Annotated in this window: 30 protein-coding genes; 15 read left to right on the forward strand and 15 right to left on the reverse strand. The window is 35.0% G+C overall.

What is annotated here, in order from left to right; genetic code table 11:
- Window positions 1-67: 67 nt before the first annotated feature.
- The gene (locus ACTIEI_RS07965) at window positions 68-487 is read right to left on the reverse strand and encodes a hypothetical protein (protein WP_439505762.1); all 420 of its coding nucleotides are present in this window, start codon (window positions 485-487) and stop codon (window positions 68-70) included.
- 127 nt (window positions 488-614) lie between these two features.
- Here ACTIEI_RS07965 and ACTIEI_RS07970 point away from each other — a divergent pair, with 127 nt between their 5' ends.
- Together ACTIEI_RS07970 and ACTIEI_RS07975 are read left to right on the forward strand one after the other, a co-directional pair.
- The gene (locus tag ACTIEI_RS07970; RefSeq protein WP_439505763.1) at window positions 615-866 is read left to right on the forward strand and encodes a hypothetical protein; all 252 of its coding nucleotides are present in this window, start codon (window positions 615-617) and stop codon (window positions 864-866) included.
- 16 nt (window positions 867-882) lie between these two features.
- Window positions 883-1,380, forward strand: coding sequence for a hypothetical protein (locus ACTIEI_RS07975; protein ID WP_439505764.1), 498 nt, complete (start codon window positions 883-885; stop codon window positions 1,378-1,380).
- 18 nt (window positions 1,381-1,398) lie between these two features.
- Here the strand turns inward: ACTIEI_RS07975 and ACTIEI_RS07980 are convergent, their stop codons facing one another.
- Complete coding sequence (locus ACTIEI_RS07980) at window positions 1,399-1,794, reverse strand: hypothetical protein (protein WP_439505765.1); 396 nt, start codon at window positions 1,792-1,794, stop codon at window positions 1,399-1,401.
- An 18-nt stretch (window positions 1,795-1,812) separates the two neighbouring features.
- On the opposite strand from ACTIEI_RS07980, the gene ACTIEI_RS07985 reads away from it, so the two are divergent.
- Window positions 1,813-2,067: a hypothetical protein gene (locus tag ACTIEI_RS07985; RefSeq protein WP_439505766.1), complete on the forward strand. Its 255-nt coding sequence runs from the start codon at window positions 1,813-1,815 to the stop codon at window positions 2,065-2,067.
- A 681-nt stretch (window positions 2,068-2,748) separates the two neighbouring features.
- Here ACTIEI_RS07985 and ACTIEI_RS07990 read toward each other — a convergent pair.
- Both ACTIEI_RS07990 and ACTIEI_RS07995 read right to left on the reverse strand, forming a co-directional pair.
- The gene (locus ACTIEI_RS07990) at window positions 2,749-3,069 is read right to left on the reverse strand and encodes a hypothetical protein (protein WP_439505767.1); all 321 of its coding nucleotides are present in this window, start codon (window positions 3,067-3,069) and stop codon (window positions 2,749-2,751) included.
- The gene (locus ACTIEI_RS07995; protein ID WP_439505768.1) at window positions 3,035-4,168 is read right to left on the reverse strand and encodes a helix-turn-helix domain-containing protein; all 1,134 of its coding nucleotides are present in this window, start codon (window positions 4,166-4,168) and stop codon (window positions 3,035-3,037) included. The genes ACTIEI_RS07990 and ACTIEI_RS07995 overlap by 35 nt, the downstream gene beginning before the upstream one ends.
- Window positions 4,169-4,258: 90 nt before the next feature.
- Here ACTIEI_RS07995 and ACTIEI_RS08000 point away from each other — a divergent pair, with 90 nt between their 5' ends.
- From ACTIEI_RS08000 to ACTIEI_RS08025, 6 genes are all read left to right on the forward strand, one after another.
- Window positions 4,259-4,462 (forward strand): hypothetical protein, encoded by a 204-nt coding sequence (locus ACTIEI_RS08000; protein ID WP_439505769.1) that lies wholly within the window; start codon window positions 4,259-4,261, stop codon window positions 4,460-4,462.
- Between the two features lie 136 nt (window positions 4,463-4,598).
- Entirely contained in the window at window positions 4,599-4,931 is a 333-nt protein-coding gene (locus ACTIEI_RS08005) for a type II toxin-antitoxin system HigB family toxin (protein WP_439505770.1), read from the forward strand.
- 10 nt (window positions 4,932-4,941) lie between these two features.
- Window positions 4,942-5,391, forward strand: coding sequence for a helix-turn-helix domain-containing protein (locus ACTIEI_RS08010; RefSeq protein ID WP_439505771.1), 450 nt, complete (start codon window positions 4,942-4,944; stop codon window positions 5,389-5,391).
- A 65-nt stretch (window positions 5,392-5,456) separates the two neighbouring features.
- A complete protein-coding gene (locus ACTIEI_RS08015; RefSeq protein ID WP_324484902.1) occupies window positions 5,457-5,753 on the forward strand; it encodes a nucleotidyltransferase family protein in 297 nt (98 codons plus the stop codon).
- Window positions 5,746-6,084, forward strand: a complete 339-nt coding sequence (locus tag ACTIEI_RS08020) for a HepT-like ribonuclease domain-containing protein (RefSeq protein WP_439505772.1) — start codon at window positions 5,746-5,748, stop codon at window positions 6,082-6,084. Before ACTIEI_RS08015 ends, ACTIEI_RS08020 begins: the two co-directional genes overlap by 8 nt.
- A gap of 226 nt (window positions 6,085-6,310) precedes the next feature.
- Window positions 6,311-6,508: a DUF433 domain-containing protein gene (locus tag ACTIEI_RS08025; RefSeq protein ID WP_439505773.1), complete on the forward strand. Its 198-nt coding sequence runs from the start codon at window positions 6,311-6,313 to the stop codon at window positions 6,506-6,508.
- A 3-nt stretch (window positions 6,509-6,511) separates the two neighbouring features.
- On the opposite strand, the gene ACTIEI_RS08030 is transcribed toward ACTIEI_RS08025, so the two are convergent.
- From ACTIEI_RS08030 to ACTIEI_RS08065, 8 genes are all read right to left on the reverse strand, one after another.
- The gene (locus ACTIEI_RS08030; protein WP_439505774.1) at window positions 6,512-6,739 is read right to left on the reverse strand and encodes a DUF433 domain-containing protein; all 228 of its coding nucleotides are present in this window, start codon (window positions 6,737-6,739) and stop codon (window positions 6,512-6,514) included.
- 79 nt (window positions 6,740-6,818) lie between these two features.
- Window positions 6,819-7,136, reverse strand: a complete 318-nt coding sequence (locus tag ACTIEI_RS08035) for a helix-turn-helix domain-containing protein (RefSeq protein WP_439505775.1) — start codon at window positions 7,134-7,136, stop codon at window positions 6,819-6,821.
- A gap of 161 nt (window positions 7,137-7,297) precedes the next feature.
- Window positions 7,298-7,741: an HAD domain-containing protein gene (locus ACTIEI_RS08040; protein ID WP_439505776.1), complete on the reverse strand. Its 444-nt coding sequence runs from the start codon at window positions 7,739-7,741 to the stop codon at window positions 7,298-7,300.
- 61 nt (window positions 7,742-7,802) lie between these two features.
- Window positions 7,803-8,786: a HipA domain-containing protein gene (locus tag ACTIEI_RS08045; RefSeq protein ID WP_439505777.1), complete on the reverse strand. Its 984-nt coding sequence runs from the start codon at window positions 8,784-8,786 to the stop codon at window positions 7,803-7,805.
- 8 nt (window positions 8,787-8,794) lie between these two features.
- Window positions 8,795-9,115 (reverse strand): HipA N-terminal domain-containing protein, encoded by a 321-nt coding sequence (locus ACTIEI_RS08050; protein WP_439505778.1) that lies wholly within the window; start codon window positions 9,113-9,115, stop codon window positions 8,795-8,797.
- Window positions 9,112-9,324 (reverse strand): helix-turn-helix domain-containing protein, encoded by a 213-nt coding sequence (locus ACTIEI_RS08055; protein WP_439505779.1) that lies wholly within the window; start codon window positions 9,322-9,324, stop codon window positions 9,112-9,114. Before ACTIEI_RS08055 ends, ACTIEI_RS08050 begins: the two co-directional genes overlap by 4 nt.
- Before the next feature lie 90 nt (window positions 9,325-9,414).
- Window positions 9,415-10,743 (reverse strand): xylose isomerase, encoded by a 1,329-nt coding sequence (gene xylA / locus ACTIEI_RS08060; RefSeq protein WP_439505780.1) that lies wholly within the window; start codon window positions 10,741-10,743, stop codon window positions 9,415-9,417.
- A 10-nt stretch (window positions 10,744-10,753) separates the two neighbouring features.
- Window positions 10,754-12,268: a xylulokinase gene (locus tag ACTIEI_RS08065; protein WP_439505781.1), complete on the reverse strand. Its 1,515-nt coding sequence runs from the start codon at window positions 12,266-12,268 to the stop codon at window positions 10,754-10,756.
- A 34-nt stretch (window positions 12,269-12,302) separates the two neighbouring features.
- Here ACTIEI_RS08065 and ACTIEI_RS08070 point away from each other — a divergent pair, with 34 nt between their 5' ends.
- The 4 genes from ACTIEI_RS08070 to ACTIEI_RS08085 are packed head-to-tail and all read left to right on the forward strand — an operon-like array spanning window position 12,303 to window position 17,008.
- Window positions 12,303-12,932: a class I SAM-dependent methyltransferase gene (locus tag ACTIEI_RS08070; protein WP_439505782.1), complete on the forward strand. Its 630-nt coding sequence runs from the start codon at window positions 12,303-12,305 to the stop codon at window positions 12,930-12,932.
- Between the two features lie 3 nt (window positions 12,933-12,935).
- Window positions 12,936-15,062 carry a hypothetical protein gene (locus ACTIEI_RS08075; protein ID WP_439505783.1) on the forward strand — a complete coding sequence of 709 codons (2,127 nt, stop codon included), beginning with the start codon at window positions 12,936-12,938 and terminating at the stop codon, window positions 15,060-15,062.
- An 18-nt stretch (window positions 15,063-15,080) separates the two neighbouring features.
- Window positions 15,081-15,428 (forward strand): hypothetical protein, encoded by a 348-nt coding sequence (locus tag ACTIEI_RS08080; RefSeq protein WP_439505784.1) that lies wholly within the window; start codon window positions 15,081-15,083, stop codon window positions 15,426-15,428.
- A 47-nt stretch (window positions 15,429-15,475) separates the two neighbouring features.
- Window positions 15,476-17,008: a M20/M25/M40 family metallo-hydrolase gene (locus ACTIEI_RS08085; RefSeq protein WP_439505785.1), complete on the forward strand. Its 1,533-nt coding sequence runs from the start codon at window positions 15,476-15,478 to the stop codon at window positions 17,006-17,008.
- Window positions 17,009-17,017: 9 nt separating this feature from the next.
- Here ACTIEI_RS08085 and ACTIEI_RS08090 read toward each other — a convergent pair whose 3' ends face one another.
- The 3 genes from ACTIEI_RS08090 to ACTIEI_RS08100 all read right to left on the reverse strand — a co-directional run bounded on the left by ACTIEI_RS08090 (window position 17,018) and on the right by ACTIEI_RS08100 (window position 19,281).
- Entirely contained in the window at window positions 17,018-18,277 is a 1,260-nt protein-coding gene (locus ACTIEI_RS08090) for a type II toxin-antitoxin system HipA family toxin (protein ID WP_439505786.1), read from the reverse strand.
- A gap of 3 nt (window positions 18,278-18,280) precedes the next feature.
- On the reverse strand, window positions 18,281-18,544 hold the full coding sequence (locus ACTIEI_RS08095) for a helix-turn-helix transcriptional regulator (RefSeq protein WP_439505787.1): 264 nt from the start codon (window positions 18,542-18,544) through the stop codon (window positions 18,281-18,283).
- A gap of 62 nt (window positions 18,545-18,606) precedes the next feature.
- Complete coding sequence (locus ACTIEI_RS08100; protein ID WP_439505788.1) at window positions 18,607-19,281, reverse strand: DUF547 domain-containing protein; 675 nt, start codon at window positions 19,279-19,281, stop codon at window positions 18,607-18,609.
- A 199-nt stretch (window positions 19,282-19,480) separates the two neighbouring features.
- Here ACTIEI_RS08100 and ACTIEI_RS08105 point away from each other — a divergent pair, with 199 nt between their 5' ends.
- Both ACTIEI_RS08105 and ACTIEI_RS08110 read left to right on the forward strand, forming a co-directional pair.
- The gene (locus ACTIEI_RS08105) at window positions 19,481-19,951 is read left to right on the forward strand and encodes a hypothetical protein (RefSeq protein ID WP_439505789.1); all 471 of its coding nucleotides are present in this window, start codon (window positions 19,481-19,483) and stop codon (window positions 19,949-19,951) included.
- Window positions 19,952-19,960: 9 nt separating this feature from the next.
- A complete protein-coding gene (locus ACTIEI_RS08110; RefSeq protein ID WP_439505790.1) occupies window positions 19,961-20,467 on the forward strand; it encodes a hypothetical protein in 507 nt (168 codons plus the stop codon).

Consider the following 20,467-nt stretch of genomic DNA (forward strand, 5'->3'; position numbering starts at 1 on the left):
TATGAGTATTTAAACTCAATTATTTTATTACTATTTGTTATTAAAAAACTACAATTAGAAATATCCTCTACCCCACCCTAACATAATACACCCCCAACTCATTCCGTTTAATATCCTCCACCCTTAACCCATCCCCTTCCAATCCTTCCTCAATTAAACTAAAAGTATCCCAATTATCAGGAACCCCACAGAAAACAAGCGTAAAACCAATCGATTCACCCAAACCCTTATAAAAATGCTTTTCCGGCGAAACAGGAACCCCAATCACATACTCCAAAGGAACTATCCCAATTGCACCTTGCTTCTTTAAATAGGTCTTAGGGCAAATATTAACCCAGCCACCATTAATATATTTTGGATTGGCATAGTGGGTGCAATGAATAATTATTTGGCTCTCTTCCTGAGGAATGCAGATCCAATCATTCTTAAATTGGGGAGAGATACCCTTTATGTATTGGTCACAACGTATTTCTTCTGCGATTGTCATACTTTTTTTTGCTAAATAAGGATGTATCTATATAACCTATTTACAAAGAGAAAAAATTCTTACATTATAAATAGATTACAAACAGCTTATGTTAATTGCATTTAGTCAATTCAAAAAGAACCATTTTATGCCTAAACGTACATTTCACTCAGGAGCAATTATTAACGGCAAACCAATAGAAGTAGAATGCATACCAATAATTAATAAAAATAAATGTGTGATATTATGTAAGAGTTATGGAATAACCATATTCGATATGCAGGATCATAGAATAATTTTCTCTAAACAAATTTTAGATGAAGGATATCGAAAATTTATACAGATAGCGGTAAGGATGTGGTTAAAGAACCCCAATTTTTTAAAAGGAAATAATAACTGAACTTCAATTAAGTAATATGCTAAAACAAAACAATAAAATCCAAGAAATCAATTTGTCCCTTTGCCAACAGATTTCAAAGCGAGATATAATGGAGATATTGAAAGTTAAGAAGCTAGACCGAAGCTATTATATTCTTAGAATGAACAAAATCAAAAAGATAGATGCAGAAGTTGCTAAACTTGTTGCAACCGGGAGTTTTAATGAAATAGAATTGAAATCATTAAATAAAATAGAAGACAAAGCACTAACTCACTTAGCGGGTATGAATTCAGCATTAGATCTTGGCCTCTCCAGCTTAAATATCACACAAGCAGAAATACTGCTAAACAACAAAGCAGCGCTGTTACTAAGTAATTTAAAGACTGTATCAATTGATGTTGCAAAAATCCTATCCAGATATCAAGGAAATATTTTGGAATTACCTAGTTTGAAAAATATTCATCCGAAAGCTTTTGAAAACTTAAACCAATTTAAAGGAGAATTTCTTGTATTAGGATTACTAAGACAAAAATGATTGCAATTTTAATGGATTTCATTTATTCACTTCAAAACGCAAAGCAAATGGCTCAACGATTGTTTGGTTTTCTCTCAGTTCTATTTTGACAAAAATATTGCTTAAACTATCCAAAGGAATACCCCTTTCAAATACATGCTTATCAACCAATTTATTAATTAGAAATAATGGCTGATTTTTATACGGATCATTGATCAAATGAATAAGACATGAATATGTAAAGTCTTGACCAAGAACATGAACCCATACTTCAAATTTTGATAATAAACGCTGCCATTCAACATGTGAATCCACCATTAACTTAACACTCTCAATATTCAGCCTAAAATCAGCAGAGCTAAATTCAAACTGTTTGAATGGCTTTTCCTTACTAAGCTCAAAAAAATTGGATGAAGCAATATCTAATATATTCATAAAAGAAAAAATTAAAAAATGAGTAGCTTATTTAAACTAAAAAGAATTGATCCTGAAATTGAGGACACTACGAAGATAACGCTGGCAAGATATGCCCATATTATTCCTTATTCAATATTTGAACAACATCAATATACAGCTCAAATAAAATTATACACTCCTACTTGTGATTTTATTAGCACACCAATGATGCTTTTAGCATGGACAATTACACCCAATAAAGAAATTATAAGAAAACAAACATATCAACAGTACCCTGGATTGAAGCCATGAATTTCAAGCAAACCAATTCAATTTATTGGCCGGATATACAACAAATCGATATCAAAGAATTTAAGTATGATGTACTTTTTGTTGTAAAGTACATCTCTACAGCAGTATCAAATGATATCTATTTACAAATAGAATAATTGTGAAAAGTATGACCAAATAGAATTCATAAACGGCTACAATAAAGACGCAAGAAGACTCATCACTGCATTTGAAGGCTTCACCACCAAAAACAATACCTACTGCATTAAAATCGGCAAGATCATAAAGTAACAGACTCTCCTTCCACTCTACAGCTATAATCCCCCTAACCCCACCTCTCTATAAATAGGTTACAGCCACGCTACCGTAATTGCAGTAAATTAAAATATTACCATTATGCCATTCATCCCCTGTCAATCATGTAAAAAACAATACGACCAAGCTTGGTCCTGGTACATCTGCAACGATTGTAATTTCAGAGTATGTTCACCATGCCTTTCAAAACATAGTGGTAAATACAGCAAAGGAGGTTTCAAATGCAGCCAATGTATGCATGGATATATGAAAGGACCCAAAAAATACAATCCATCATAAACTAGCGGCGGCTATAATCCCCCTATACACAAAGACCAATATCCCGAAAGCAATCAAAAATGGAGTGTTTTATTACCATGGGGAGCAATTGTGGGGGATATAGTAAATTCACCTATACTGCTTAATCATCTTCTCAATCTCTTCCTTTGGCAAACTATCATTAACAAGTTTTAGTTTTTCTAACAATAACACTGCAGTTGCTGGTTCAATGATATTCGACTCAACAAGAGTTTTAATTACCCATAAGGTGCCATTCACTTGCAAACCATGCTCTTCAGCTTCGTACCTTAAATTTTTGTCACCGGTAACTAATCTACATTTTAATTGCAGTGCTTTCCATAAAACAGATTTATCAGTTATTCTACCAAGACATTCGTATCCGTAACAATCAAATTCATACCAACTGTTGTAATTGTTTACGGAATTCACCAACAGTTTTTCCTGAAAAGAATGCAGCATCATTAACTGAAATAGCTTCTTTTGATAATCCCAAATAGATTAACCGCTCAAATCGAACTGGCTTTTCTCTACTTAAAAATCTTCCGGGTTCATTCAAATGAAACTTTCTTTCTCTGTAACCAATATTAAACTGCTTGTATACATAAGCATTAATAATACCTAATTGTTTAGCTCGATTGAAAACAGCTGAAAAGGAAATTCCCCAACGTTCTTTTATAAAGACCAATTCATTTTGATAAAACCGGAAACGATTTTTATGCATTTCTTTTCTTGCCATGTCTTCTGGATATAACACTGCACTAGCAAAAGCATGGCAAAGATTTTCTTCCTCTTTTTCAGATAAATTGTATGAAAATTTCAAAGAATGATGAGCCAATTCGTGAAGAGCAGTAAATCTTTTCCGAACAACATCTTCATTACTACTTTGACTTTTCCTTAAAACGATGACTTTTTTCCCATTTATATCCGCTTTCATTCCATCAAAACCATCTGGAGCATCAATTTCAATTACCTTATACCCTTTATCTTCTAACATTTCAACAACGTCTGGTATAGGATCATAGCCTAATTTCCATTTTTTCCTTAATTCTTTTGCGGCATCTTCTGCATCTTCAGCATTTTCAATAAGCTTGTCATAAATAAAGTACTCTAGTTTTTCATCAAAATTTAGCACTTCTTCAAGCTCTAAATAACGTTCAAAAGTTTCCTTTGCTTTCTCTTCTATTGCAATTTGTTCATTTTTAGAAATCTTAGATATAAATTTTCTATAACTAATATTGTCTAATTTAACTTCAATACCAGGACTTGAATAAAAATAATCAACCGGAACATCCAATACATTTGATAGCAAAATTGATACTTCACTATCAGGCTTCATTTTCCCCTGCTCATATTTATTAAGTGATTGCTTGGTAACAACATTCTTCATCTTGTCTGATAAATCTTGTAGCGACATACCAGCCATTTTACGAGCTGAAACAAGTCTATTCCCAAATAGATTTTCCATAATGACAAAAATTAAGATTTCGTAAATTGTTGACAAAATTAATAAATTAATTCTATTTGTCAACCTTTAATTTAAACCCAACAAAATCCTGAGCGACTGAATAAACCCTTTCGTGAGAGTCTTTAATCCCTTCAGCTATAATCCCCCAAACCCATGCTCCTAGTCGGAGGACTATGCAGATCATCAAAAGAAATCCATTACGATGAACAAACCAAACGATTCGATATATACAATGAAATAGACGACACCTATCAATCTAACCTAACAGAAAAGGCCTTACACACAAAGACCAATATTCCGGAAGCAATCAAAAATGGAGTCTTTTATTACCATGGGGAGCAATTGTGGGGTTTGTAAACTAACGTTAATTCACCTTACTTTCAGGTATAAATACCTAACAAACTAAACAGTCAAAAAGCTATTTTCAACTAAATAAATTTATTTTTAAAAGTTCACGAAAAGTGAACTTTTATGTACATTTACAATAGAATTAATGAAAATAAGGCTAATCAGTAAAAAGTCTATCCATGACTTTGCTGCCCAACACGCAAAGAGTCGAAGTGCATTAAAGCAGTGGTTAACACTTATAAAAATGGATGATTGGGATGAACCTAGTGATATATGTGAAACTTTTGCTTCAGCTGATTTGCTAGGCAATGGAAGTAATAGAGTTGTATTTGATATTGCAGGCAATAATTTCAGAATGATTTGTAAATATCATTTTGGAGAAAAGCAAATCTATTTATACGTAAAGTGGATTGGAACCCATGCTGAATATTCAAAAATTTGTAACAATAATAAACAATATACTATAACTGATTTTTAAATATTACCCAATGCCTCACTTACCATATACAATAATCAAGTCCGACACACAATACAAAAGGTATTGCAGCATTTTGGAAACACTAGTTGAAAGCAACAAAAAAAATAAGGCAATTCAAGATGAAATTGAATTACTCTATCTACTCATTGAAAAATATGATACAGAACATAATAATTTCGGTGATGCCGACCCCATTGAGCTAATCAAATATTTAATGAGCGATCATCAAATGAAAGCTGTTGATTTAGCAGCATTACTAAATGTAAGTGAAGGGCTAGTATCCGACATGCTGAATTACAAAAAGGGGCTATCAAAAGACACTATTCGCATCTTGTCGCAGAAATTCAAAATGAGTCAAGAAGCTTTTAACAGACCGTATAAACTCAAATCACTTATTCAACTAAAAAAAACCAAGCGCAAACCACTAAAGCGTGCTACTAAAATAGCAAAGGCTTTTTGATAACACGGCGGCCCCAATCCCCCCAACACCCCATATATCCAAACTATCTTATCTTTACAAAGGATATGACTACAAAGGATCAAATATTAACTAAACTAAAAGCCAATAAACCCGAATTCTCAAAATTTGGCATATCAGATATTGGGCTATTTGGTTCCTATTTGCGTGATCAACAGACACCAAATAGTGATATTGATCTATTGATTGACTTTGAGCCAGGCAAAGAAAATTTTGATAACCTAATGGCCGCATACGACCTTTTTGAAAATATCTTCATTGGAGAGAAGGTAGAAGTACTTACTAAGAATGGACTAAGCAAATACATAGGTCCTCAAATTTTACAAAACATTGTCTATGTCTAAGGATCCTATTGAGTTCTTAAAACATATTTATGACGAGTGCGGCTATCTAATTTCAATTAGTAGCAATCTATCCAAAGAGAAATTCATTTCTGACGAAACGCTAAAAAGAGCCGTTGTAAGAAGCTTAGAAATTATTGGAGAAGCAACAAAAAAAATCCCATCCGATTTTAAAGAAAATACTAGTGACATTGAATGGAAAAGCATGGCTGGCATGAGAGATAGGCTAATTCATGATTATATGGGTGTGAATTATTCAATAGTTTGGGATGTCTTATTAAGCAAAATTCCTGTGTTACACAATCAAGTAAAAGCGGTCTTAAACAAAGACTAATTTTACTGCCTTTCAGATATAGTGAGCCACTTCCCTACCCCACAGCCATACTCCCCTAACACCTCCAAACAACTCTCTAATGTAAATGGAAGAGCAGCGTTCTATAGACGACACCTTTCAATCTAACCTAACAGAAAAGGCCTTACACACAAAGACCAATATTCCGGAAGCAATCAAAAATGGAGTCTTTTATTTATTTCAGTAACTTTAATACAAGCATTATTGTATGAAATACGGAGAAATTAGCATTGACCCTGAAGTAATGAGTGGTGCGCCAGTATTTGCAGGAACCCGAGTTCAGATACAAACACTATTTGATTATATAGAAGGAGGTGAAGACTTAGCAGAGTTTCTAGACGACTTCCCCTCTGTTTCAAAAGAATCAGCTTTGGCAGTTTTAGAAATGGCAAAAAAAACAACATGAAATTTATAACCGCAAGTGATTTCGAGGGTCTATAAGGGATTCCTTCAAGTATACAAATACAGCCCTCAAAGATTCAGCAGTAACTGTTGGATAAGACTCAAGGATTTGTTTCTTCGTCCATCCAGCAGATAATAATTCCAATACCAACTTTACAGAAATCCTAGTATCCTTAATGGTAGGTTTTCCAAGTAAAACTTGATCTTTAGAAACGATATAATCTTGCCAATTCATAAAACAATTTACAAGATTTTAAAATTGCAACCATTAGACAAGATTAATACCAAAAAAAGATCAATCCAAGAAACTGAGCTTAATGAATTGTCAATTCAAGCTTTCTATTCAACCCTTGTTCAATTAGCCGATACAAAGTGGATAGTTGAATATCTGCCCTGCCATTTTCAATCCTAGAGATATAGCTTCTCTTCGTTCCAGTTCTTTCAGCCATTTCGGCTTGAGTTAAATTGGCTTTTTCTCTTTCATCTTTCAACAACTCACCTAAAATAAAAGTCTGTGATTTGGTTTCAAATTCTAAACGAGACGCTGTTCCACGAATACCATATTTTTTATCTAAATGCTTGTCCCATGAAACAACTTTATCTTTTGTTTTTTTTGTTAATTCCTTTTTCATTTTCTAGATTTAATTTTTTGTCGATAAAATATTGCTTCTTTAAATTCTTTGCAAAATCAAGCTCTGAATTTGGAGTTTTGTCCACATTTGAAGGTAACGAATTAGTGAACATTTCAAAAATAAATTACACCACACAAAGCCGCGACGGCTTTAATCCCCCCTTACCTCAACTCACCCAACTTCACTAAATGCTCCTCTGTGAGACCTATTAAAGGACTAGGCTGAACTAAATGCGCCTTCAGATAATCAGGGAGATCATTCAAAGAGGTATCATCATCAATAATGATAAACTTTTCTTCGGTATTATTGACTTTAAACCAATTAAGAATTTCATCTTTCCTATTTAAATGACTCGCATTCTCAGGAAGGCATTTAATTTTTTCTACTTTAATTCCTCTATTGTAGAAAATATTTTTCCATTCTTCAATATTAAAATTAGTCTTATGAGAAGTGGTAAGCATTATAGTATCATCTTCAGAAATCAACTGCTGTAGGGCAATAGTTGCCTTTGGACTAAACTCAGGAAATCCATCATTCAAGAGTTCAGGGCTTTTCCAACCTTTGGCTGGAACCATTACACCATCTATGTCTAAGAAGATTAACATAATATGCAAATTATTGAATTTAACCACTCAACCGCCCACTAAAACAGCAAAAGCTTTTTAATTACACGGCAACCCCACTCCCCCCAATCCTCAATAATTTCTCCGAAAAGTTTTTTAAATAATCGGCTTTTACATTTTCTCTTAAGAAAGACTTGTTAACCATCTCAACAACATTAGGTTGCTTGATAATAAATTGCGTCAATATTCTTTCTGCTCTTATGGGAAGGATAGAAAGTCGTTTAGCAAGTTCTAAAAAATTTGCTCGTCCATAATACCCGTATTTACCATAAAAGGTAGAATCATAATCCCCATCATATAGTTGTATGGCCGTATCAGATTCAGCTGGACTATGAATGACTGTACTTAATAAATCATAAGCAGGACTTAACTGGTATTCACCATCGGTATTGCAGATCAAAGAAAAATTCTTCAGATGGGCATCCCCGTTTGAAAAGACATAATTAAAAACCACCAGTGTGAACAAACGCTCACATGCGGTAATGGAAGCTGGTACGTATTGCTGAATCAGTTTTCCTATGTCTTCATAACTGCCCTCGTACTTAAAATTATCTCCATGGGTTCTTGAAGTCTTGCCGGATATTTGTGCAAAGTCTTCCTGTAAATATTTTGTGCCATCTGTAGCCAAATCAAATCGTTTAGTCAGATATGCAGGCGTCCCATCTTTAAAATATATAAGTACATTTTCGGCAGTAGGAATATTAAAAACCTGTTTAGCAATCTGCATCGTTAAATGCTCATTCTCTGGCACCTGATCAATTTGAGCCAACTGTTGGTAAGGTGGAATGGGTTTGAGTATATAAGTGCCTCCCCTTTCAGTCAGTACCAGTTCTTTATACTCTAACTTCAGCGAATACTTCAATTGCACCCCTGAAATAGATAAGCGTTTACTATGCGCTTGAAAGTACAGTAGGTTCTCATCTTTAGGGGCATCAAATGGCAAAACAGGAGAACTGCGTAACCCGGCAAACATGGTCTTCCGACAAGAAAGGCAATACCCCTCTTTTACTTCTTTATAACATCCCATGCATTGCATTAGTCAATCGGTTTAATAGTTATAGCACCAATCGTGTCTTCCCGGGCAGTTTGCAATAACCGAGTAAAATCATCTCTTTCATCTATTTTCAAGGTCCTACATTGGATATCCTTATTCACCCCTTCCGCCAAAAGCCCATGAAAAAAAGCGAATAAATGGTCTGATGTATATATGGGTTGGTTTTTAGGTAAAGTCAGACTGATAGCAGGTTGAGAATTATCCTGATAGTAAGTTGGATCATAACTGAAACTAAATTGACCCTCCGGATTTTTAGTTAAGTATCCGGCCAGTTTTCCATTGTTATAGACTTCTCCGGTCATGCATTAATTTTTTTAATAGTTACTACGATATCCAGTCCTAGTACCCCTAAAATTTTTGCTAGCGTTGAAAAGGAAGGATTGCCCTTACCGGATTCTAACTGGTAAATGGTCTTGATAGTAACACCAGCCAATTCAGATAAGTCCTCTTGCTTTAAAATAAGGTCTACCCTTCTTTTAGCGACCAACTGTCCAATTTCTGCTAGTTCCATCGGTATTATAATTCTTAATTACCCCAATATTAGGCAAAAATTTTCAAATACAAAGAATATAAGTATTATAATACTGATATAAAGCTCAAACTAAACAAACCGATTAATCAAATTCTCCAAATACTCTTGCCTACCACTAATTACAGCAGGCTCCCCAGCTTGAATAGCATAACTGCGTAAGTCTTCAAGTACCAAATTACCAGCAGCAAAATCCTTACCACGGCCTTCATCAAAAGACGCATAACGCTTTGTGCGGAAACTGCGATACTCAGATTGATTCAATATTTTCTCTGCAACAATTAATGCCCTGGCAAATGCGTCCATACCACCAATATGCGCATAAAAAAGATCAGCAGGATCGGTACTATTTCTACGAATCTTTGCATCAAAATTAATGCCACCACCAGCAAAACCTCCTGCTTCTACAATCACCAACATGGCTTCCACCAATTCATTAATATTCGTAGGGAATTGATCGGTATCCCAACCGTTTTGATAATCTCCCCTATTCGCATCCATACTACCCAATAAACCTGCATCGGCAGCAACTTGTAACTCATGCTGAAAAGTATGCCCAGCAAGGGTTGCGTGGTTCACTTCAATATTGAGTTTAAAATCATTCAACAATCCGTACTGACGTAAAAAGCCAATCACTGTTTCGCAATCATAATCATATTGATGCTTACTAGGCTCACAAGGTTTGGGCTCTATAAAAAATGTTCCCTTAAATCCATTCTTACGGGCGTAGTCTTTAGCCATATGCAAGAAGCGCGCAAGATGATCTTTCTCGCGTTTCATATTGGTATTGAGCAAACTCATATACCCTTCTCTACCACCCCAGAAAACATAATTTTCTCCACCCAATGTAATGGTTGCATCTAATGCCGCTTTCACTTGAGCACCTGCATGAGCAAGCACCTGAAAATCTGGATTCGTAGCAGCCCCATTCATATATCTTCTATTACTGAACAAATTAGCAGTGCCCCAAAGCAATTTCACGCCACTGGCATTTTGCTTCGCTTTAAAATAATCCGTAATAGCCCCTAAGCGGCGTTCATTCTCATGAATATCATTCGTATAATCCACTGCATCCACATCATGAAAACAATAATATGGAACACCTAGTTTGGTAATAAATTCAAAAGCCGCATCAGCTTTTTGTTTGGCTCTTTCAACTGCGTCTGTTGTACTATCCCATGGAAATATATGAGTGGGTTCACCAAAGGGATCAGCACCACTACCACAGAAGCTATGCCAATAAGCACATGCAAAACGCATCCACTCTTTCATCGTTTTTCCAGCCACCATGCGATCTTCATCATACCAACGAAACGCAAGCGGGTTATCACTCTCCAAGCCTTCAAAATTTATTTTTCCAATTCCTTTGAAGTATTCTTTTTCACCAAGTAAGACTGACATATTTCTTATTTTATTTTTTTGTTATTGTGGGATTATAGCTGTTGAATTGTTGAAGCTGTAGCTCCAATTGTTCCCTCCATCCTTGATAGCGTTCGTTATATGCTGCAGTATGTTTGGGTTCTGTGATAGAGATAGATTTCCGATTGCTAAACGCATCTTGCGAATCGGAATAGATACCCGCACCAATGCCGGCACCCAGTGCTGCACCGATGCTTCCATCCCCCTCATAAAATTCTACTGCCACATCATTCACTGATGCAAATGCTTGTGTAAATACATCGCTTAAAAAAAGATTGGCTTTACCTGCGCGAACAATCGAAGGATGAATTCCATTTTCGCGCATGATATCAAAACCATAACGCATCGCAAAAGCAATGCCTTCTTGCACCGAACGAACCATATGCGCCGTATCATGCAAATTAAAATCAAGACCAGTAAACTGACCACCAATTATTTGATTACCCAATATGCGTTCAGCTCCATTTCCAAAAGGCAAAGCATATAAACCATTCGCACCAATAGGAACAGCTGCCGCTAATTCATTCAATGCTGCATAACTATGTTGTGCACCAGAAATATTTTTTAGCCATCGATTAAAAATGCCCGTACCATTAATGCAAAGCAACACACCAATACGTGGATCTTCATCGTGATGGTTTACATGTGCAAAGCTGTTGATTCTTGATTGTTGATCGTATGCCAGTTTATTGCTGACTCCATAAATAACACCTGAAGTACCTGCCGTAGTAGCTACTTCACCTGGTTGCATTACTTGCAATGCCAATGCATTATTGGGCTGATCACCTGCTTTATAACTTACTGGTATCCCTTTACGTAACTGCAAGCGTTCTGCTACGCTTTCACTAATCGTACCATGTGAACTGAATACGGGTTGTATGGCAGGAAACAGCGATCGATCAAACCCAAAATAATTCAGCACATCGCTAGAAATTTGCTGAGCTTTAAAATCCCAGAAAATTCCTTCTGATAATGCCGAAACTGTAGTGGTAGTATTACCTGTTAATTTCATTGCAATAAAATCGCCCGGCAATAGCACTTGATGAATTTTTTCATAAACAGCTGGTTCATTTTGTTTTACCCAAGCCAGTTTACTCGCCGTAAAGTTTCCAGGAGAATTCAACAGATGTTCTAAACAATGCGTTGACCCAATTGCTTCAAAAGCTTGATTACCTATTTCAACAGCCCTACTATCGCACCAGATAATGGCATTCCTTAAAACATTCCCGGCTCGATCAACCAATACCAAACCATGCATTTGATAAGCAATACCGATAGCACCAATATCCTTGGGATCATAATTGGCCTTTATGTGACATTTTACAATCGCCTGCTGAACATATTCCCACCATTGGTTGGGGCTTTGTTCGGCCCAACCTGCATGAAGTGCAATGATTTCCGCTTCAGTCTCCGGGTAAGTAGCAGCCGATATAGCTTGTTGCGTAACTGCATCTACCACAGAAACTTTTACAGATGAAGTACCAATATCAATTCCTAATAAAAGCATTTCACTAATTTACATATTATATCAATGAAAATACATGAACACCCAACAAGCATACAATATCTGGTCGGAACAATACGACACCAATGAAAATAAAACCAGAGACCTGGAAGCCATTTCATTAAGAGAACATATCAAGGGGCAAGCATTTGAACATTGCTTAGAAATAGGATGCGGTACAGGAAAGAATACAGCATGGTTAATTACCCAAGCCAAAAAGGTTTTAGCAGTAGACCTTTCAGAAGAAATGCTGTCAAAAGCCAAACAGAAAATCAACGCTTCTAACGTAACATTTATACAAGCAGATATCACCAACGACTGGAGCTTCACCAATGGCCATCAATTTGATTTAGCCATATTCAGTTTAGTATTAGAGCATATTGAAGACCTAGAAGCAATCTTTGCACAACTCAACAAAGTCATGCAAACCAATGGCATTGTATACATAGGCGAATTACATCCCTTTAAACAATACAATGGATCAAAAGCCCGCTTTGAAACAAGTGAAGGTGTACAAGTAGTTACCTGCTTTAATCACCATATTACCGACTTTGTAAATGCTGCAAAAAACAATGATTTCGAACTCGTGAAGATCAACGAATATTTTGACGAGAACAATAAGAACAATATTCCAAGAATCTTAACGCTAGTATTCAAAAAAAACTAAATCATGCTTAAAAAAATACTTTTTTTCTGTTTTGTCTTTTTTTCAATTACTTATACAACTGCGCAAAATAACACTTCAGCTATTTCATTAGAAAAAGCAATTGAGGATTTTAATGCTGCCTTTAATTATACACCGTATGGTAATAGTGAATATCTTACTAAAATCAGTTTGAACGAAAAAAGGAATATCATCACATTACATTTCCAAAAGAGCAAACCACAAATTTTACTAGAACGCATCGACAAAATGGAATGTATAAAGTTTGGAAAAGACGATGCTAAAATAAGATTGAGTTCTAATAAAATTGGCTATTGTTATTGCAGTAGCGATAACGACTGTAGAGATTATTTTGAATTTGATAAGTTTAATCAGGCAGCACTAGATAAATTCTTTCTTCATTTTGGGAATATTATAGATGCATGGAAACAAGAAAATAAAATAAAAACTAAGGGGTTAACTTATGCAGAAAAAAATGCTAAGATGAGATCTCCTGACTTTCTTTGGGAAATAAAAGAAGGCAAATCGGTTCAAATCATTGATATACCAAAATCTGATTTCAATTACAAATCCGTTAAAAAAATTATTGGCACTACTGTTAAAGTAGGACGTATGGATTTAAATAATGATTTTGAAACATACAGAGGGTTAATTAAAACAGCTGAGAATGAATTAATGGCTATTGACAATGCTTCGATTATACCTATCAACAACAATATCCGCAATACTGGCACACAAACCATTGCAGCCAATTTATATGAAACTAGCGACCCGGCCATTTATGAGAACAAGTATTTCAATTTCAACAAAAAACTATACACTGTAAATAAAGGCGATAACAAAATTGAAGAAATTGATTTTGAATTTGGGAAAGCCAAAACAATAATAGAAAAAGATTTGAACGAAAAGATTATTGCCACAGCAACCAGTAATCGTTATGTCTATTTTGCAACAACAAATGGGAACAGGTATTCACTCTATTTTTATAACCCCGTTACTACTGAATCTAAAATGCTCTCGAATAAACAGACTGATTGGTTAACCTATTTAGAAAATGCTGCTACAGGGGAAAAATACGAGCTTTATCTTTCTAGCTTCAAAGATAGAATTGAAATCATTTATTCTGTAAATAAGATAAATAATTCTACAGGCTTCTCTGCTCAGAATAGAAAACACTATATCGTATTTGATGAAGACTTAATAGTCAGGGCTGTGCATACAAACTCAAGAATTAATTCGGCAACTGATCTATTAAAATTCAAGAACTACGGTATCACATATACTGGATTTGGTTTTACAAAGAATAAGCTATTGATGAATATTTACAAAGACGAAACAGGAAAATTCCATCAACTGGCAACAGCAACTTACAACCCTAAAACATTTTCATACGATAGTATAAAAACATACCTCCTAAAACCAGAAAGTATGACAACGGAAAAGATTTTTGAGGCAAAAGGGGAAGTTTTTGCTATAGTATCTTTCAAGGATGACACGTACTCAAAAACAAAGAGGAATCATCTTTATAAATTGAATGAGAAAGGTCAACTTATATCAATTGGGAATTTAGGAAAAGGAGAAGAAAATGATCTTGCATCCATTGCTATCATGGGGGATCATATCTATATAAAATCCTTTTCTGCATTTTATAAATACACCCTCTCATTAGATTACTTAAAAGAAATAATTAGTTATCCTGAAAATGTAATTATACCATCCGACTTATACCCTTCGAAAGATGGGCATCTAATTTTTCGAAAATTTGCAAAGAACCCGCTTGGCCCTTCGGAAAATATGATCTACAACTGGAAAACGGAAACAGTGACTCCCATTACCCAAATACTTAATTCAAATAAAGACTTTAAAGATACAGAAGACCCATTTTCAAAATGGATCAGCACAGAAAAGTTCAATTATGTAATTAAAAAAACTAATGAGAAATATGCTTTGTATAAAATTGATATCAATCAAAATTTAGCCGAACAAGTTCAAATTCCCAATTTAGATTATCTCAAGTTTAAAGAGATTATAACATATGCTTACTCCATTAACATAAACCATATTTTTCTTAAAGTTAAATACCTTGAAAAAAATAAAGAAGTTGAAAAATATTTAGTGTACAAGTGTGAATAAAAAGACAAACCAATTTAAATGCTCCAAATAACTCTAGTAACTCATTCAACCACGTATACCGAAGCCACCGCTTTAGCAAATACCTTACAATCAATTTTAGGCCCTTCAACAAATATTGTATCCATAAACCCCTATCCTAAATTCACAGACAGCTTTAGGGTTGATCTCGAAACGATTGTTCCACTCGATAATCCATCAGCTATAATCCACCAAGCTATAGACATAGCCGACCAAATAGTTTCTCCCTGGCTAACCTATTATGATAACGACCTAGAAAAAATCGAATTGATTTACAACGAAACAGAGAATACACAAAAAAGACACCCTGCTTTCAAAGCAATCAAATGGGCGCAGATAACCTATTAAAACAGAGTATATTTGATAGTATCATTTGATACTATCAACGACCACTCATGAAACAACTGCTCTCCTTAATTGCCCTTTGCTTGATTAACCAAGTTTTCGCACAATCGAATGAATTAAGCAGCATTCAAAAATATCGAGAAGCCAACACAGCTGCCATCATGAAGGAGTATGTATCCTTCCTCTCTATACCCAACACAGCCAATGATACCATTGGTTTAAGAAAGAATACCGACTTCATTCAACAAATGATGCAGCAAAGAGGCATTCAAAATATTCAACTGCTGTATGCCAATACACCCAATACTGCACCCGTTGTGTATGGTGAAGTGAATATACCTGGCGCAACCAAAACACTGATTTTTTATGCGCATTACGATGGACAACCTGTAAACCCAGCACAATGGGCAAAAGGATTACAACCCTTTGAACCGAAACTATACACCAATGCTTTAGATAAAAAAGGTGAACCAATTGAATTCCCCAACAACAATAACTACCAACCAGATTATCGTATTTATGCAAGAGGAGCATCCGATGACAAAGCAGGTGTAGCTGCTATTTTAAATGCTTATGCCGCAATTAAACAATCGAACCTACCATTACAATACAACCTAAAGTTTTTCTTTGAAGGTGAAGAAGAAGCGGGTTCTCCTCACTTAGACCAGATACTAAAAAAATATGCCCCGCTATTACAATCCGATTTATGGATTATCTGTGATGGACCAGTTCATCAATCAGGAAAAAAACAAATTGTATTTGGCGTTCGGGGTGATACCCATTTAGACTTAACAGTCTATGCTTCTAAGCGTCCATTGCACAGTGGGCACTATGGCAATTGGGCTCCTAACCCTGCGCTACAATTGGCTACTTTATTAGCTAGCATGAAAAACGAAAAAGGCAGGGTTACCATCAAAGGTTTTTATGATGATGTAACACCACTAACTCCAACTGAGAAAAAAGCTTTGCAAGAAGTACCACCCGTTGATGCACAAATGAAAGCAGAGTTGGGATTCAATACCGCTGAAATGCAAGGCCTATCACTGGGTGAATCCATCAACCTTCCTTCATTAAATATCAATGGAATTCAGAGTGGCAATGTAGGCAAATTGGCATCTAATCAAATTCCCACATTTGCCACTGCTGTATTAGACTTAAGATTGGTATTGGGCAACGACTGGAAAAGACAACAACAAAAAGTAATTAATCATATTAAGGCCCAAGGTTTCCATATAATCAATAATGAACCAACAGATGCAGAAAGAAAACAATATGCTAAACTGATTAAAATTGCACCTGGCGCAGATGGCATGAATGCACAACGTACGCCAATGGATTTACCCATGGCACAAAAAGTAATTAAAGCAGTGAAGTCTACCACTGCAGATCAAGTGGTATTACAACCTACCATGGGTGGCAGCCTTCCGCTCTATTTATTTGAACAAATTCTAAAAGCAAGAACCATCACTGTTCCAATTGCCAATCACGATAACAACCAACACGCCGAGAACGAAAATATTCGATTGAAGAATTTCTTTGAAGGAATTGAAACCATGGCAGCGTTGATGTTGATGGCTAAGTAAAACATACCGCTACCCCATCATTCGCCTTTGCATCAAGTCTACTATTCGCTTTGGAACACCATGAGACAAAGCAGATTTAACAAAGAATGGTATAGTATCTTGTATTTCTTGAATCACTTTTTTATACTGCTTAACAGCATATTTTTTAGCCACTGCTTCAACATCTTTCCAAAGAATATCAACACGCTTTCCATTGATAGATAAAGCGCGTGAATGATTCAAAAAATTAAGCTCAGGATTGAGTGAATAAGTCAAGTCATATGCAGGTCCAAGACGCCATGCGTCAGTATCAGAATTGTAAACGAAACTATGGTTTTTTAAATGATCATCGTGATTTGCAAATACTAAATTAAAGACCATTCTTCTGAATAGCTGCTCAACATCTTTGTGTGGACATTTCAGAAACAACATCAAATCAAAGATGTTTTCATAAGCCGAATCAGCTGGCTTGGTATAATCTAAGCCAGTTAATCCAGATACAGTTAAAGTATGAATTTTTGATCCGTTCATTCGATCAAATCGAAGTGTAGCAAAATGTTTGTTGTCAATCAATTTAGCATCCATCATGTCAATACCAACTGATTTAGCCGCAAGCCAATAGCAGTATTCTACTGCTTCTCTTGAATAACCTTTTTGATCACCAATATCTAGTTTTACTAAATAATGACGATGGTATATATCAGTCAACAAATCGCCTGGAACAATAGCGCCAGTTGCAATATTTTCAGATACAAGAATTTTTGGACGCATTCCGCCAGCAGAACTACCTATTTTAAAAATAGTCAACAGGGCTGCATGATTCATTGAATCTTCAAAAGTTGATTGCTTCTGCTCAAAAACTTGTTTTACTAAATGGGCCATTTCACTGATATCAATAGTAGCATCTAATGGCACTTTTTTGCTAGGATGATATTCAAGCGCCCCCATTCCCCTATTACCAATATATGCCAACTGCTCTAAAACTGAAATAGATTCAAAGTCTTTTGATGTTGTTTCCATCCAAGCTTTAAAAATGATGTTCCCAAACATATCTGGAAGTGAATCAGCAAAAAGAGGTGGTAATCCTCTGAAAGTATCAGAATGAAATTGACTAAATACCTGTGTGGGTTGAATTCGTCGAATGATCAAAGGAAATAAATTCAACCACTTATTGGTTTTTAAAAATGAAGGATTGTATTGAAAAGAAGATTTTTTTAAATTTTCATCATATCCAAGTAGGCCAATCTCTTCGCCTTCAAAAACAACAGTTAGCAATTGATTCTTTGCCATAGTTTAATATAAAGAGGGTTGTTGATGCAACAAGGTTTGTTCTTTGAAAAAATTATGAATCAACGCTAGTTGATCAAAATGTTGCAACACTTTTAATACAGTATCTAAGGTTGGATTTTTACCCGCTTCCATATTTTGTATGGTAAGGCGAGAAAGACCGAGCAGTTCAGCCAATTCAGCCTGTGTTAATCCCGCCTGATTTCTGAGTACTTTACAAAGTTCCCCAACCTGGGTTTTAACCTGATTGATGGTAATTAAGTGGAACATAAAAGCATATTATAATATGCAATTTAAGCTATTTAAAGCAAAATGTCAATTAAAATATACATTTAATTGCTGAAATTACCCAAGTCCTTGTCCCAATTATAATCATTAAATTGAATGGAATACGCTGAAAAATCGCGCAGAAACACTTTCTTTAGCAAGGCTTTAATCCCCTTGGTACCACCAAAATCGCCCTTAAACCAAGAGAGGATTTTGCTGACCGTCACCTGTTTTTTGTCATCATCAATGACCGACTCCCCTTTCATAAACGACATAGTAGCCATATCTAATTGCCGATCAATATTGGCATATCTGTAAAAAGCAATCGGAGGACAACTCTTAGCTCCACAGTTCAAAGCAAAATGAATGCGATAATCAATTGAATCAACTGCTAATTCTTTGATCGCTTTTTGAGGTAAAAACTGCGGTAAATAACCCATACTCCACTTCCAACGATATTTACGAAGAATACCGTGCTCAATATCATCAAGGCTCAAGCTTAACCCAGCCAATGGAATTAATTTTTCCGTAAATATTTTAGGCCTGGTCTTATTCAAACGAATCGCCAAAATTTGATACCATGCATTGTACATATTTACCCAAAAAGTTTTTTTAGCAGCATCATTGTTAAGCCCTTCTAATAGTTGGTTATAACTTAAATCAGACAATGCTTTTTCTTCAGCTTTGCTATCCGCTTTTATCTTCACTTTATACAACAACTCCTCAGATAGTTTCAACACGTATATTTTATTTTTTTAACTGCCTAAATTTAGAATTTCGTCTAATAATTATATCAAAATAAACTGATATTTTACGCAGTATTTAAGTTTCGTGGCTAATTCTCAGATACAGTTGTAAACAAAAGTGCTAGTTTCCAATATTAGTAAACTTTATCTAAAATGTTTGCAATATTTGTAAACTTTAATTATCTTTAATCCGATGACCATCAAAGAAACATCTTCAGGCAAAGATTTCCCAATAGAAATATTTCCTGTTGAAAAAGTGGACTATAAATTTTTAGTAAAAAGCCACTTTTTCTTTGATTGGAAAGACGAGCAAAATGAAGAAGTCTATAAGTTGGTTATTAAAGGGGAACAAACAATTTTAGGGCTAATCTCTTTAGAAAGAATCCCTACAGAATGGAGAGTGCACATTAGATTATTAACAGTCTCAAAAGAAAATAAAGGGAGTCAAAAGAAATATGATAAAATTGCCGCGAATTTAATAACCCATGCAGCCAAAATTGCGGTTGCAGAATACGGGGAATTTGCATGTATTTCGCTAAAACCCAAAACTGAATTAGCTCAACATTATATAGACAAATATGGAATGAATATAACAGGGGTTACATTAAGCTTAGAAGTACCAGAAATATTAGACTTAATCAATCAATTTGATAAAAATTCTTAAGAAAATATTATGACACATGATTTTGAATATGGGGTAGAGTCTAGATATAAAAATAAAATAGAACGAGAGGCTGATTCTATTTCTTTAATGCAAGCGCGTTTAGAAAGAATGAAAAATGTTCCAAAGGAGCAAATTGTAAGAGCCAAACTTCTGCAATTAAAATTGAAAATGGAAAATTACCTCATAGAGCAAAATAATAATGAGGATAACCAATTTACAAATTTTCTAAAAATGTATATTGATGCTATTTATTCTCAGCGAAATAAATTTGCTGAAGACATCAATGTTACTCCAGTTTTATTAAGCCAAGTCATCAATAACCACCGCGAACCTAAAGAAGAATTTCTGTTAAAACTAATGATCCATTCAGAAAAAGTTTTCAAGAACGTAGGTAATTTTCACAAGAAAACTTGGTATCAAGTATATTTTCAAGAAAAAATAGCTGATACAATGTTAAACCAAGAAAAGTGGAGACCAGGTATAGAAAAACAAATAAAAGTTAGTGAACCTGTATAA

The organism is Sediminibacterium sp. (genome assembly GCF_051860225.1).
Classification (GTDB): domain Bacteria; phylum Bacteroidota; class Bacteroidia; order Chitinophagales; family Chitinophagaceae; genus Sediminibacterium.